Source organism: Gordonia sp. (in: high G+C Gram-positive bacteria) (assembly GCF_047600385.1).
Taxonomy (GTDB): Bacteria; Actinomycetota; Actinomycetes; order Mycobacteriales; family Mycobacteriaceae; genus Gordonia.
Window position 1 is genome coordinate 2,553,536 of the sequence record NZ_JASGKZ010000001.1, and the last position, 14,258, is coordinate 2,567,793.

Consider the following 14,258-nt stretch of genomic DNA (forward strand, 5'->3'; position numbering starts at 1 on the left):
CTCGTCGTGTTGCCGCCGGGCGTCGACCGCTATTACGCAGAGCAGCTCGCCCTCGCGGCACCGGCGTTGGCGGCGGTCGCTCACCTGTGGGGGAGGAAACCTCCGCCGGGGGACTGGCAGCTCTATCTCGACGAGCGGGTCGCGCTCATGGTCGCGGCGATCACCGCTGCCCAGCAGCCGATCGTCGAGCACAGTCTCGACTTCGCCGCCGAACGGCTGGACCGGGAGCCTGAGGTCGAACCGGATCCCTCCGGGCTGGTCGGGGTCGCCGGTGACGGCCTCGCGTTGGAGACCCTGATGGCCGGTGCGGTGGTCGTGGCGCGGGTCAAGGCCCGCAAAGCCGAGTCCGTGCAGGGCCTCGATACGGGGTCCTCGGCGCGCGCCGGGTGGGAGGCCGGGCGGGCCGCGGTGATCATGTACACCCAGACGGTGCTCGCCGACACGCGGCGGGTCGCGTCGAGTCTGGGGACGATCACGCGCCCGGACTCCGGCTACGTGCGGGCGTTGACCGGGTCCTCGTGCGCGCGGTGCGTCGTGCTCGCCGGCCGCAGGTATCGGTCGTCGATCCCGTTCGACCGGCATCCGAACTGCGACTGCTCACACGTCCCGTGCGGCGTCGAGGAGTTGTCGTCGCTGGTCCTCGATCCTCGCGCGTACTTCGACTCGCTGTCCCCAGCCGAGCAGGACCGCAAGTTCACCAAGGCCGGTGCCCAGGCGATCCGGGACGGCGCGGACCTGGCCCAGGTGGTCAACGCCCGCCGCGGCGCCGGCCTGTCGTTCTCGTCGGGCCGGATCACTTCCGCTGAGGCCGCGGCGATCCGCCGATCGCGTGGCGGTAGGAAGGCGCGCGCGGGTCTGGTGACGACCGAGGGGATGACCAAGCGCGGCCTGGCCGGCAAGCACATGGGCGTGGGCCGGGGGAAGAAACCGCAGCGGCTGATGCCCGAGGCGATCTACCAGGCCGCGGACGGCGATCGGGAACTCGCCCTGGAGCTGCTGAAGCAGCACGGGTACGTGGCGGGGAGCGAGTCGGGATCGAAGGCGAGTCGCCCAGCGAAGGGCCTGTCCGAGCAGAAGATCCGGGGCCTGTACCGCAAGCAGTCCGCACTCGAGGTCCAGACGTTGGCGGACCTGCCTCGGAAGCACCGGCGCGGGACCGCCCACCAGGACGTGGCCGCGACGAACCCGGGGCGCGCGATTCCCGAGCTCGACACCCGGGAGAACTGCATTCGCGTCGTGCACGCGTACTTCTTGCGACGCCGCGGCTACGACGTGATCGCCGGCCAAGGGGTCTATCGGGTCAGGACCGAGCCGGGGCAGACGACGGCGCAGGAGTCGTTGTCGGCGTGGCGGCGGGACACCGGTGGCCAGGTGCGGTCGGTGCGCACCAGCCGTACCGAGGCCCTCCGCCGGATCGACCGGCATCCGAACGGGGCGGCGGGGATCATCTCGGTCGCCTCCGTGAACCGGCAGGGTGGAGCGTCGTACGAACGGCATGTGATGGTGTGGGAGCGCCGCGACGATCGCACGGTGTTCTCCGATCCTCAGGCCGGCGTGTTCGATGACAGGGACTTGGTGACCAGGTCGAGCTACGCTGACAGTGATGTGATCATCGCGCGCCTGGACAACGCAGTACCCACCGACGCGGTGATCGACGTGGTAGATCCGACGATCAGACCGGAGGGGTGAGGGTACGTGAGCGTGACGCGGGAGCAGGTCGCCGCGGCTGTCGTCGCCTTCTACCAGGAGAAATACGGGTGGGTCGGCACTCCGGTGGTCGATCGGGTCTATGCCGGCACCGAGTACTTCGACGTGGAGATGCACTTCGCCGAGCGTGATCCCGGAGATGGTGTCGAAGGTCTGCCGCACGTCCTCGTCAAGGTGGAGACCGGAGAAGCGGTCCCGGTATGGAGGAACGGACCGGAGTGGGATCGACTGCGCGCGGAACTCGCTGACGCGGTGGAAGTCTGACGCTCGGTCTGGCGCTTGCGTCGTGAGTTATCCACAGGCATACTGATGGCGGTGGTTACCCCCATGCCTTGATCGGCTGGGGGTTTCGTCGTTTCTAAGGCCCGTCACGGGAGGTGGCGGGCCTTTTCGCATCTGCCGAGAGAGTCGGCACCAGATTCCGAGATGGAGCCTTGACCATGTATCGCACCACGCTGCCGACCCCGTCCGGGTGGGACCTCGACCGCCCCCTCGCCGCGAAGGCGGGACGCCTGCCGCACCTGCGGTTCGTCGAAGGAACACCCGGCGGCGATCCAGCCGGCGGAGGATCCGGCGGAGACCCCGCCAGCGGCGGGACCGGTGACCAGGACTCGGGCGACGACTTCAAGTCCGAGCACTCCAAGCAGTCGGTCCTGGCCGACCTCGCAGCGGCCCGGGAGGAGGCGAAGACCCTCAAGGCTCAGGTCGCGGCCTTCGAGGACGCGAACAAGACCACGGAGCAGAAGGCCACCGAAGCCGCGCAGGTCCAGGCCGACGCCGCGGCGAAGGCGATCCGGACGGCGAACCAGTACGAGGCCGCCGAGAAGGCCGGGCTGCCGCTGTCGTGGGCCAAGCGGCTCGCCGGGGACACCCCGGAGGAGCTCGCCGCCGACGCCGCACTGCTGAAGAAGGACGTGGACGCCCAGGCCTCGGCGGGTCACCGCACCGACGGCGCCGGCACGACCGGCGATAAGGCCGATCCGGTGGCGGCCGCTCCCGCCGGCGAGTCACGGCTCGCCGCGTACTACGCCAACCAGAGCAACCAGAACAAGTAGAACCACCCGTCGCCGGGCGTCGGGTCAACAGTAGGAAGGAACAGCCGTCATGGCTCTCACCCTGGCCGAATCCGCCAAGCTCTCGACGAACATGCTCGCCAAGAGCATCCACGAGATCTTCGTGCAGGAGTCCCCGATCCTCGACCGGCTGCCGCTGATGCCGATCGAGGGCAACGCGTACGCGTACGACCTCGAAGCGGCCCTGCCCGGCGTCGAGTTCCGAGGCGTCAACGAGGCCTACAACGAGTCGACCGGCGCGTTCAACGAGGCGTCCGAACGACTGGTCATCCTCGGTGGCGACTCCGACGTCGACCGGTTCATCCAGCAGACCCGCTCGAACCTGCACAACCAGCGCGCCGAGCAGGACAAGCTCAAGGTCAAGGCCATGAGCTTCAAGTTCTCCGATCACTTCTTCAACGGCGACACCGCCGTCGACCCCAAAGGATTCGACGGCCTGAGGAAGCGTCTGGTCGGCAACCAGGTCCTCGACGCCGCCACCAACGGCGCGCCGATCCTCGGGAACGGCACCACCGACACGCACGCGTTCTTCGACAAGATGGACGAACTCGCCGCGGCGTGCCCGGGAGTCAACGTGTTCTACGCGAACCGGCAGGTCCGGTCGAAGATCATCTCCGCCGGCCGCCGGATCGGTGGCGTCGACATCGTCAAGGAGGACATGACGGGCAAGCGCGTCGCGATGTGGCAGGGCATCCCGGTCCTCGACCCGGGCGACTCGCTCCTGGGAACCCAGATCCTGCCGCAGACCGAGACGGTCGGCTCGTCGTCGGCGACGAGTTCGATCTACGCGGTCCGGTTCGGCGGCTCGGACGGCGACCAGGCCGTGACCGGTCTGACCAACGGCGGCGTGATGGTCGACGACCTCGGGCAGCTGCAGGAGAAGCCCGCGCTGCGTACCCGCATCGAGTTCTACTGCGGGGTCGCGCTGTTCGGCGGCACGGCCGCCGCCCGTCTCCGCGGCGTCATCGCCGCCTGATCACGAAGGACACCTCATCATGACCGAGAACCAGCCCACGCCGGACAACGATCCGGAGACCGTCGAGGACGCCGCCGCCGCGCCGCCGGCGAAGCCGCGGGGCAGCACCCGCGGTAAGGCCAAGCCCAAGCCTCGTATCGAGACGTTCACCGCCGTCCGGCCGGACCGCAAGGTCGCGCACATCGAACGCAACATCGACACCGGCGAACAGTCCGTGGTCAAGGTCGAAGACGCCTGACCATGACCGCCCCGCTCCCGCTCGTGACGCCGGCCGACGTCTGCACCATGCTGACCCGGCCTGTCCCGGAGGAGACGTCCGCCGAGTACAAGCAGCTCGCGGAGCTGTGTGTGCAGGCGGCGGCGGAGATCCGAGCGAAAGCCCCCGCGGTGGACGCGCGGATCGCTGCCGGGTCTCTTTCGGTGGAGCGGGTGCGGGGCGTGGCCGTGGACATGGTCCTGGCCGCGCTGGAAACCCTCGAACTCGGGTTCCGGTCGACTGGTGAACGGCACCCGGAGATCGAGACGTCGCAGACGTCGCAGTCGAATCGGATGCTGATCTCGATGACACCGGACCAGCTCAAAGCCCTGATGCCGCCGCCTGTCGACGTCGGCGGCATGTACTCGGTGCCGTACGTCTGATGGTCAGGCTCTCGCAGGTCTGGAAGGCGCGGGCGCCCCGCCAGGTCACCGAGGATCCGGTGACCGGGAACCGGCGGCCGGGGCCTGCCCCGACGCCGTTCGAGGTCCGCGCCGAACCCGGCGAGCGGTTCCCGCAGACCATGCAGACCGAGATCGCCGACGACGTCGCCGCCGAGGAACAGATCCTGGTGGTCGACCCGTCCCCGGCCGCGCTCGCGATCACCGACGAGCACCAGGTGATCGACCCCGGCGGGGTGGTGTGGTCGATCGTCCGGATCCCCCGGGTGCGGCGCCGTCGCACCGGCTGGACGCGGGCACCGCGCTACGTCGTCCTCATCATCCGTAGATCCACCGACATCAAGGAGTCCTGATGGTCCCGCGTAAGAACACCAAACCCGACCACGACGACACCGCCCTCGAGTCCGTGGCCGCCGCAGCGACCGCAGCCAAGGCCGCCGCCGCAGCCGCGGCAGAGCCCTCGGCCGCGGCGGCGGTCGCATCCGAGTCGCCGTCGACGAATCCGGTCGAGGTGGACACCGCCGCCCCCGAGCCTGCTACCCCTGAGACCGCCGTCGTCTCGGACCTGGTGACGTGGACCGATCGGGACGGGAACCGGCACACCGGGTCCCGGCACGGCCAGGCGTACAAGGACCACGTGCAGTCATGACGGTGCGCGCCCGACTGAACAGCGGGCAGGTCAAGAAGGAGATACACGCGTCGTCGGTGGAGTCGCGCCGGGAGATCGCCGAGCAGGCGGCCGCCGATGCCCGCACCGCCGCCCCCGTGCTGACCGGCGCGTACCGGGACGGGATCGGCGCGGTCGCCCACGGCGACGAGGTGCTGATCGTGGACGACGATCCCGCGGCGATCCCCAAGGAGTACGGCACCAGCGACACCCCGGCGCACGCGTCGCTGATCACCGCCGCGTCCCGCTACGGCCACTACTACGGAACCAGGCCGGGGTCGTGACCCGGATGCCGTTCGCGCCGGGCGCCGCCCGTGAGCTCCTGCTCGCCGACGACGAGTTCGTGGGCATGCTCGCCGGTGGCACGGTCACGACCCGGGAGCTCCCGGACCCGTTGGTCGGGCCGTGCGTGACGATCTCCGCCGGGGTGAATCGGCGCCAGAACCCTGGGCAGTCGCAGGTGCGGTTGATGATCTCGGTGTGGGTGCCCAAACCGGAGATCCTCGTCGACCGGACGCCGCCGATCCTCACCGATCCCGAAGAGCTGGCGTGGGACATCGCTGACGCCGCCGGCCGGGTGCTGGCACGCCGTCAGCTGATGGGCCGCGGCGCCTCGTTCACCTATCGCGGTATGACCTGGCGCGGTATCTGGGACATGGGGCCGACCACGCTCGTGGACACCGCGCGCGGGAAGGACAACCCGCTGTACCGCTCGATCATCGAAGTGGTGATGAAGGCGGGCACCGCGCCCGCCGCCCCGTAGACCCGCTTCCCCGCCGCCCTTCCGGGGAAGCGCCCCGCCCGACCCCTTGACCGCGTCTGCTCGGTGCGTGCAAAGGGGTCGGGCACCCCCTCCTGAGCTCACCGCGGTGGGCGATATCGAAAGGACCTCACTGATGAGCACCACCCCCGACAATTCCCGGGCCTACGTCTGGCAGGACGGCGACGCGTTCCGGGCCCCGGTGGGCACCCTGTACCCGACCGACCCGTGGGCGCAGCCGCCGCTGACCGGACTGCTGGCCGGTGTGCCGACCGCGTGGGACCCGTTCGGCGGCATCCAGGCCGGGTTCTCCAACGACGGCTCTCAGGAGCTGAAGAAGCACAACATCTTCAACAAGCGCAAGAACGTGTACGCCGTCTCCCGCGGCACCCGCGAGGACAGCGTGAAGTTCCGGGCCGTGGACTACAGCAAGGCCGCGGTCCTCACCGCGCTGCAGGGCGGGTCGATCGTGAAGGTCGGCGACACCTTCGAGTGGCGCGGCGGGAACTCCGAGGAGTTCGCGTTCATGTTCACCCTGGCCGACCCGTCGTCCGGTGCGGTCGACCGGATCGGGTTCTGGACCCCGAAGGCCACCCTGGCGACCCCGCCGCCGCGCTCGTTCACCGGTGAGGATCTCGACGGCTGGGAGATGGAGATCATCGCGCTCGAGGAGCTGCGGCCGATCAGCAACTTCAACCCGCTCGGCGACATCGCGGTGAAGTTCCTCGTCGGTGTCGGCGTGGCGACCGCCGGCACGTTCGTGCTGATCTACGACGGCCACACGACCGCGCCGATCCCGTACGACGCGACCCCGGCGGCGGTGAAGGCCGCGCTGGTCGCCCTCGACGACGGGTACGGCGCCGCGGACTGGGATGTCGTCGCCGACAGCGCGGGCTGGCTGATCACGACCCCGGGCGGTCTGCTGCAGGGCAACGGTTCGGCGCTGACCGGTGGCGCACTGTCGCTGACCGCCGCCTGAGAGGGGCTGGGATGTCGAGCACCAAGAAGAAGTCCGCCGCCGTCGCGTCCGAGGAGGGCGCGGCGACGGGCGGTGCCGCTGTCGATCTCCTGGCCTCGCTGCAGGTCGGCGACCCGGAGATGACGCCGGTGCCGTGCACGCTCGGCGGCATCGAGTTCTCGATCCGCCGGTACTTCTCGTCGACCACGATCTGGGCGTGGTCGGATCTGCAGCGCCGTGACGTCGAGACGATGAAACCGACCGAGGTCGCCGACCTGAACCGGGAACTCCTCGGGATCCTCCTCGCTGAGGAGGACAGCGGGAAGGTCGACCAGATCCTGGACTTCATCGCCGACCGGTCCATCCCGGAGGCGCGGCGGATCTACACGTACATGAACACCCTCGCGGGGCTGGTGGACCGCGCGGGAAACCTCCTGCCGCTCTGATCTGGTTCGCCGATCGGCGAACCGATTGGGGCGGCTACCTCCCTCGCGTGCGGGCGCGGTTCGGGGTGAGTCTGCGGGCGCTCCTCGGGTCGGCGCCGTGGCAGGACGTCGCCGCGCTGCTCCTGGACGTCGACGCCGACCAGTGGTCGGACACCGACGAGAACCTCGCCACGCTGGTGGATCTGCAGACGTTCTGGCTGGAAGCCGAATACGTCAAATGGACCACCGACCCGTCCGAGGCTCGGCGGGCCTCGGCGCGGGCGAAGGCCTCCGGCGCGGTGGTCGCGCCGCCGTTGCCGGTGATCCGGCCGGTGGCGCGGCGCCCACCGGCGGCGCACGCGGCGGCCCGGGCCCGCTACGACGAGTTGAACGCCCGCTACCGGACGGATCCCGGCAGCACCCCGAATGACGGCCGGCAACTGCCGGCCCGTGAGTTGATGGCCCGTTTCGGGCTGAACCCGACCCCCGTGAGAGGAGGCCCCTGATGGCTGGTCGCGTCGTGATCGACGTCGTGCTGAACAACCGGCAGGCGATCCGGCAGATGGAGTCGACGATGTCGCGGATGACCCTGGGTGCCAGGAGCACCGCGGGGCGTCTGGGCACCGAACTCGGCGGCGCCGGGGTGAAGACGTTCACCACGGACGTGGTCAACGCCGGGGAGCAGTTCGACGGTGTGCTGGGCCAGATCCGGGAGGTGTCGGGGGCGACGGCTTCGGAGATGGAGTCGGTCTCGGCGCAGGCCCGTGAACTCGGCGCGGAGATGGAGACCTCCGGGGAGACGGCGTCCAGCGCGATCTCGGCGATCGGTGGTGCGGTGGCGGGGCTGGCTGGTGGCGCCGGGGTGGCGGCGTTCGCCGCTCAGGTGGTGTCCGCCGGCGTCGAGTTCGACACCGTGCTGAATCAGATCCGCGGCGTGTCGGGGGCGACCGAGGCGGAGATGGCGCAGGTCTCGGACAAGGCCCGCGAGCTCGGCAACGACATCACGATCACCGGGGCATCGGCGTCCGGGGCGGTGTCGGCGATGCTGGAGCTGTCCAAGGGCGGCCTGTCGGTGAAGGACTCGATGGACGCCTCCCGCGGGTCGCTGCTCCTGGCGGCCGCCGCGCAGGTCGACGCGGCCACGGCGGCGGAGATCCAGGCGACCGCGATCAACACGTTCTCGCTGAAGGCCTCCGACGCCACGCATGTGGCCGACGTGCTGGCCAACACCGCTAACGCCGCCGCTGGTGACGTCACCGACATCGCGTACGCCATGCAGGCGTCGGGGTCGGTGGCCGCGCAGTTCAAGATGTCGATCGACGAGACCGCCGGCGCGATCGGTCTGCTGGCGAACAACGGTATCAAGGGCTCCGACGCCGGCACGCTGCTCAAGTCCACGCTGTTAGCGCTGCAGAGCGACAGTAAACCGGCGGTCGCGGCGATGAAGACCCTCGGGATCGAGGTCTACGACGCGCAGGGGAAGTTCGTCGGCCTGGACACGATCATGGACCGGCTCGGGCAGGCGTCGAAGACCCTCACCGAGGAGCAGTACAACCAGGCCACCAGCACCTTGTTCGGGTCGGACGCGATGCGGTTGGCCGGTGTCGCGGCCAAGGACGGCGCCAAGAGCTACCTGGAGATGGTCGAGGCGGTCGGGAAGGCCGGGGGCGCGGCCAAGCTCGGCGAGGAGCAGACCAAGGGTCTCCCCGGCGCCCTGAACGCGGTCGAGAACGCCTCGGAATCAGTCAAGCTCGCGCTGTACGACCTCGTGCGGGGGCCGCTGACGGAGCTGGTCAGCTTCAGCGCCGACGGGCTCACCGGACTGGCGACGCTGCTCTCGGGTGACACGAGTGGTCTCGGGGACCGGTGGCGGCCGATCGTGGAGTCGATGAAGGACGCGGGGGAGTCCCTGCAGGAGATCGGCCGCAAGGCCACCGACGCCGGTGGCGCGCTGAACATGCTCGGGGAGGCGGGCCAGGAAGGCGGGTCCCTCGCGTTGACCGCGCTGGGCCCGATCGCTTCTGTCGTCTCCGGGATCGCCGGCGCGTTCGCCGCGATCCCCGGCCCGGTCCAGACCACGGCGCTGGCGTTGGGTGCCCTCGCGCTCGCCCGCTCCAAGCTCTCGACCGCGATGGCGAACCAGACACGGATCGCGGCCATGAGCAACGATCAGATGACGCGCGGCCAGCGGGTCATGCAGGGATTCCGCACCGCGACCCTCGGGCCGATCAACGCGATGCGCCAGTTCAACGGCGAGATGCGCGTGCAGCAGCGCCTCGCCCTCGGATTCGGGCAGAACCTGACGCGCCTGCAGTCGGCGCAGGTCGCCTACCAGACCTCGAACCTGCGGTCGGTGTCGGCGATGCGCTCGTTCACCAACCAGGTCGGCGCGGTGCGCGCCGGTGCGGTCGCCGCGGGCACGCCGATCAGTCGTCTCGGCGCGACCATGCAGACGATGGCCGAGCGCGGCGGCGCGATGGGCCAGATCGGTACCTCGTTCCATTCCGCGGCCGCCGGCGCCGGCCGGTTCGGGACGGTGGCCCGCACCGCGGCCGCGGGAGCGACGGCCCTCAAGCTCGGCGCCACGGGGTTGATGAGCGCGATGGGCGGCCCGTTCGGGCTGGCGATCGGCGCGGCGGTCCTCGGGCTGTCGATGTACTCCCAGCGGCAGCAGGAAGCCGCCCAACGCGCCGCCGAGCACAAGGCGCAGGTCGACGCGCTGGTCGGGTCGATCGACGCGCAGACCGGGTCGCTCACTCGCGCCGGTGTCGAGCAGATGGCCGCGGATCTGCGGTCCGGGAAGTACGGGTCGGGCAACACCTTCGAGTACGCCGACAAGCTCGATATCGATGCCGGCGAAGGTGACCGCGGCGGCGTCGCGGCAGAAGGGCGCCCTGGACGATCTGAACGTCACCCTCGACGCGGCGGTGAAGAAGTCTCTCGAAGCGTCGGATCAGTGGAACAAGGGAGGCGCGGGTCTGCGGGCCGCCGGTGTCGACGCGGACAAGATGACCGACGCGCTGCGCGGTAATCGTGATGCGCAGAAGGAGGTGAACAATCTCCTCGGCCCGGGCGGCGTAACTTTGGAGTACTACCGCAAGGGGTTGGACGGGTCCGGGCAGGCCGCGGCGCAGCTCGGGGACAACGTGAACCTGGCGGCGAAAGCGGTGCGGGAGGCCGGTGGCCAGCAGGACCAGCAGGCCCGCGCGATGGAGCAGGCCGATCCGCGGGCGCGGACTCTGGCCGAGGCGATGGAGGCCCTCGGGTCCAAGACCGCGACGGCGGCGGAGAAGTCGTCGGCGCTCAAGACCGCTCTGGACGTGCTCGGCGGCGGCGCCGAGGGCTTCGACGCGGCGATGTCGGCGGCCCTGCAGGGCATCGAGAAACTCCCGGAGACCTTCGCCCAGGCCGCGGCCGCCGCCGGTGGATTCGACAAGATCCTCGACTCCTCAAACGGCCGGATCAACCTGAACACCGAGGCCGGCCGCCAGCTGTCGGGGCAGATCGCCTCGGTGAAGGGTTCGATGAACCAGGCCGCCGCGGCCGCCTATGAGTACGCGATCTCCAACGGGCTCGGTGAGCAGGCCGCTCAGCGTGCGGCGGCGACTGCGGCGGGGGACCTGTACAACGGGTTCCTCAAGTCCGCCGCGGGCGCGAAAGCCGCGGGCGTCGACGTCGAGGGCCTGGCCCGGCGGATGGGTGTGCTCCCACCGGAGAAGGTCGTGGAGTTCCTGTCGAAGAACGCCGGCCTGGTGCACAACGAGATCTCGCTCATCAAGAACGAGCTGGACCGGACCCCGAACGCGAAGTCGATCACGGTCAAGTCCATCTCCGACGAGGCGAAGCAGAAACTCGAAGGCCTCAAAATCCAGGTGGAGGAGCTGCCTGACGGCCGGTTCGCGATCCATGCCGAGGACAAGGCGGCTCGGGAACGGATCGCGTCGCTGGTGAAACCGGAAACAAAAACCATCCGGGTCCGCACGATCCAGGAACAGGCCGCGTTCGTCGACAACGTCGCGCAGGCCTACCGCGCCGCCGGGGTGAACGTCGAACGCGCCGCCGGTGGACCGATCCCGTACGCGGTCGGCGGCGGCATCGGCCGCGACGGCGCGATCCGAGGCCCCGGGACGGGGACTTCCGATTCGATCCAGACCGCGTTGCCGGTCGGATCGCACGTGGTGACCGCCGCCGAGGTCGCCGCCGCCGGCGGACACGACGAGGTGGTCGCGCACCTGCGGGCGTTGGGCGCGGGCCGGGCGAGCCTGGCCGGCGGGCAGGCGATGCGGCCGGTGAAGCTCTCCAACGGCGAGCACGTGATCTTCCCCGATCAGGTCGCCGCTGCCGGTGGACACGACGCGATCTTCGCCTGGCGGGGCGCGCTCGGCGACCCGCAGGCGCAGGCGCTGGCGTTGGGTGGGCTGGTGCGCGCCGAGCAGGTCGGGAAACAGAACGACGGCCTGCCCTACATCACCGGCGCGCGGGACTGTTCGATGTGGGTGTCGTGGATGGTGGCCGCGGCCAAGGGCGAGCCCCTGGCGCGCCTGTTCACCACGTACACGCTGATCGGCGGTCAGACCGCGGGCCTGGTACCTGGCGCCTCCCAGACCGATGCGCTGATCGTCGGCACGAGCTCCGAGCACATGACCGCCGCGGTCCGCACCGACCGCGGGCTGGTCAACACCGAGACCGGCGGCAACTCGTCGCCGTCTCAGGTGCGGTGGGGGCGCGGCGCGGCGAGCCCTTTCGACGGCCAGTTCACGCACCGGTTCCACCTGCCGGAGAACCTGATCAACCCGCCGATCACCACCGATCAGCCGCAGGCCCCGAACGCCCCGGCCTCGACCGATCCGACCACGGCGCTGTCGGATTCGGACGGGAAGAGCACGCCGTCGTACATCGAGCCGCCCAAACCCCCGAAGCTGGAGGATGTCGGCGCCGAGGCCGGCCGGATCGGGGTGCGGGGTCTGCTCGAGACGTTCGGGTTGGAGAACTCGATCCTGGCCGACCCGGGGCAGACCACGACCGGGCAGGCCTTGCAGATCTGGCAGAACAAGAAGCGCTTCGACTGGGAACAGAGCCAGGTCCCCGAGGAGAAGAAGTCCAAGCAGCAGGGCCTGTCCAAGGCGGACAAGCTCGCGTTGAAGCAGAAGTACGAGAACGATCGGCTCGCGCGGAAGCAGAAGTACGAGCAGGACCGCGCCGCCGCGGCGGGGAACAAGGCCCGCCAGCTGGAGTTGAAGCAGCAGTACGATCGGGACCAGCTCGCCGCGAAGCAGAAGTACGATCAGGCCCGCGCGGGAACACCGTCGCCGTCGACCGGCACCCCGCAGACGCAGGCCTCCCCGAGCGCGCCGCAGACCCCGACCGCACCAGCGTCGCCTGGGCCCGCACCGAAGCCGGGGCCCGCGGACTCGGACCCGTACAAGCTGGTCGACTCGGCGCCGTACGATCCGGGGCGTACGACCGAGCAGTGGAATCGGGAGATCGCCGCCGCGCTCCGGATCACGGGCATGGCCTCGACGTACGCCGACGCGATGCGCCAGCAGGGCGACATCGAGTCCAAGGGCGACCCGAAGGCCCTCGGCCCGGACTCGTCCGACGGCCGCCCGTCCGGGGTGTGGCAGGTCAAGCCGGGCACGTTCGCCGCGCACAAGGACCCGAAGCTCCCTGACGACGTGTTCCACGTCCTGGCCAACGGGGTCGCCGCCCTGAACTACGTGAAGGCGCAGTACCCGGGGCAGATGCCGTGGCCGTCCGCGCAGGGCTATGCCGGTGGCGGGCTGCGGGCGTTGTCCCCGATGCGTGGCGGGTCGGCCGCGATCGTCCCGCCGAACGCGTGGCGGATCATCGGTGACCGCCAGACCGACGATGAGTTCTACATCCCTGACACCGACGACCCCGAGCACGTGGCGTTGGGCGCGGAGTGGGCGCGCCGCCGCGGCTACCAGCTGGTCCAGATGCACGCCGATGGCGGGATCGCGGCCCGCGCGGCCGGCGGCCAGCAGGCACTCATCGACCGCGACCCCGTCGCGGCGGGCCCGGTGGACCAGTCCCGCACGTACAACTACTCCGGCCCGCCGGAGCAGGCGGACACGTTCTTCCGGGCGGCGCGCCGACACGACCGGCTCGATCAGCCGGGTGTCGGGATCTCCCGGATCGGGAAGCGCAGGCCGGGACGATGACGGTGCGGCAGGTCGACGACACACTCGTGCGCTTGTACAGCTGGCGCGGCGACGGCGAGTTCATAGAACTGGCCGGACCTCGGCAGGGCGATCACGGCGCGCAGCTCCTCGAAGGGGTGACCGGGTTGTGGGAGGCGCCGCGCGAGCTCGTGGAGATCAAGACCGCGCGCCTGCCCGGCGCGATCCCGGTGACGGTGCGCATTGAGTGCCTGCTGATCGATCTGACGACGATCATCCAGGGCCGCGACAGCGTGGAGTGGCAGTGGTGGAACCGCAAGATCCACCGCTGTCTGTCCTTCACCGCCGATTCGGTGCTCGTGGTGCAGACCCTGCCGTGGGGTCCGCGGTGGGTGCGGGTGCGTCGGGCCGCGGTCCACCAGGGCGAGATCGTCGAGGATCCGACGTTCGGGTTGTCGCAGGTGTGGGACTGGCAGCTCAAGGCGTACGACCCGGACTGGCGGGTCCGGGACCTCACCGCCGAGTGGGACAACCGGTCCGGGACCGGCCGCGGGAATCTGCGGATCGCGAACCGCGGTGACCGTCCGACGTTCCCGAAGTGGACGGGCCGGGCGGGCGGTCCGGCCGGGTGGGTGCTGCAGCAGTCCCCGGACGGGGTGTGGAATCCGCTGCCGGTCATGGCCGGCGGCGAGGAGTGGAAGGCCGATGCGCATCCGATGTCGACGCAGTTGATGTCCACGACGGACCGAGACAAGTGGCGGCTCCTGCAGCGCGGGTTCACCGAACCGGTCACCGCGCCCGGCGAGTTCGTGTTCGGGGTCGAGTGCGCCGGACCCCCGGATGCGCAGGTGCAGCTGCGTCTGGAACAGCGCTTCGAGCACCCGTGGGGATGAGC

15 protein-coding genes are annotated in these 14,258 nt (G+C 70.2%); all 15 read left to right on the top strand.

What is annotated here, in order from left to right; all coding sequences use genetic code 11:
* Positions 1-6: 6 nt before the first annotated feature.
* The 15 genes from QM809_RS11520 (at position 7) to QM809_RS11590 (ending at position 14,256) form a co-directional block, all read left to right on the top strand.
* Complete coding sequence (locus QM809_RS11520; RefSeq protein ID WP_415045933.1) at positions 7-1,689, top strand: hypothetical protein; 1,683 nt, start codon at positions 7-9, stop codon at positions 1,687-1,689.
* Positions 1,690-1,695: 6 nt separating this feature from the next.
* Positions 1,696-1,971 (top strand): hypothetical protein, encoded by a 276-nt coding sequence (locus tag QM809_RS11525; RefSeq protein ID WP_415045934.1) that lies wholly within the window; start codon positions 1,696-1,698, stop codon positions 1,969-1,971.
* Between the two features lie 176 nt (positions 1,972-2,147).
* Positions 2,148-2,762 (top strand): hypothetical protein, encoded by a 615-nt coding sequence (locus tag QM809_RS11530; RefSeq protein WP_415047065.1) that lies wholly within the window; start codon positions 2,148-2,150, stop codon positions 2,760-2,762.
* A gap of 49 nt (positions 2,763-2,811) precedes the next feature.
* On the top strand, positions 2,812-3,756 hold the full coding sequence (locus QM809_RS11535) for a major capsid protein (protein WP_415045935.1): 945 nt from the start codon (positions 2,812-2,814) through the stop codon (positions 3,754-3,756).
* A gap of 19 nt (positions 3,757-3,775) precedes the next feature.
* Positions 3,776-3,994: a hypothetical protein gene (locus tag QM809_RS11540; protein ID WP_415045936.1), complete on the top strand. Its 219-nt coding sequence runs from the start codon at positions 3,776-3,778 to the stop codon at positions 3,992-3,994.
* A gap of 2 nt (positions 3,995-3,996) precedes the next feature.
* Entirely contained in the window at positions 3,997-4,395 is a 399-nt protein-coding gene (locus tag QM809_RS11545; RefSeq protein ID WP_415045937.1) for a hypothetical protein, read from the top strand.
* Positions 4,395-4,766 (top strand): hypothetical protein, encoded by a 372-nt coding sequence (locus QM809_RS11550; protein WP_415045938.1) that lies wholly within the window; start codon positions 4,395-4,397, stop codon positions 4,764-4,766. The genes QM809_RS11545 and QM809_RS11550 overlap by 1 nt, the downstream gene beginning before the upstream one ends.
* Positions 4,766-5,062, top strand: coding sequence for a hypothetical protein (locus QM809_RS11555; protein WP_415045939.1), 297 nt, complete (start codon positions 4,766-4,768; stop codon positions 5,060-5,062). The genes QM809_RS11550 and QM809_RS11555 overlap by 1 nt, the downstream gene beginning before the upstream one ends.
* A complete protein-coding gene (locus QM809_RS11560; RefSeq protein WP_415045940.1) occupies positions 5,059-5,364 on the top strand; it encodes an HK97 gp10 family phage protein in 306 nt (101 codons plus the stop codon). The genes QM809_RS11555 and QM809_RS11560 overlap by 4 nt, the downstream gene beginning before the upstream one ends.
* Complete coding sequence (locus QM809_RS11565; protein WP_415045941.1) at positions 5,361-5,843, top strand: hypothetical protein; 483 nt, start codon at positions 5,361-5,363, stop codon at positions 5,841-5,843. The genes QM809_RS11560 and QM809_RS11565 overlap by 4 nt, the downstream gene beginning before the upstream one ends.
* A 133-nt stretch (positions 5,844-5,976) precedes the next feature.
* Positions 5,977-6,819, top strand: a complete 843-nt coding sequence (locus QM809_RS11570; RefSeq protein WP_415045942.1) for a hypothetical protein — start codon at positions 5,977-5,979, stop codon at positions 6,817-6,819.
* Positions 6,820-6,830: 11 nt separating this feature from the next.
* Positions 6,831-7,244 carry a hypothetical protein gene (locus tag QM809_RS11575; protein ID WP_415045943.1) on the top strand — a complete coding sequence of 138 codons (414 nt, stop codon included), beginning with the start codon at positions 6,831-6,833 and terminating at the stop codon, positions 7,242-7,244.
* Positions 7,245-7,291: 47 nt separating this feature from the next.
* Positions 7,292-7,729: a hypothetical protein gene (locus QM809_RS11580; protein WP_415045944.1), complete on the top strand. Its 438-nt coding sequence runs from the start codon at positions 7,292-7,294 to the stop codon at positions 7,727-7,729.
* On the top strand, positions 7,729-10,254 hold the full coding sequence (locus tag QM809_RS11585; RefSeq protein ID WP_415045945.1) for a phage tail tape measure protein: 2,526 nt from the start codon (positions 7,729-7,731) through the stop codon (positions 10,252-10,254). Before QM809_RS11580 ends, QM809_RS11585 begins: the two co-directional genes overlap by 1 nt.
* A gap of 3,147 nt (positions 10,255-13,401) precedes the next feature.
* The gene (locus QM809_RS11590; protein WP_415045946.1) at positions 13,402-14,256 is read left to right on the top strand and encodes a hypothetical protein; all 855 of its coding nucleotides are present in this window, start codon (positions 13,402-13,404) and stop codon (positions 14,254-14,256) included.
* Positions 14,257-14,258 lie beyond the last annotated feature (2 nt).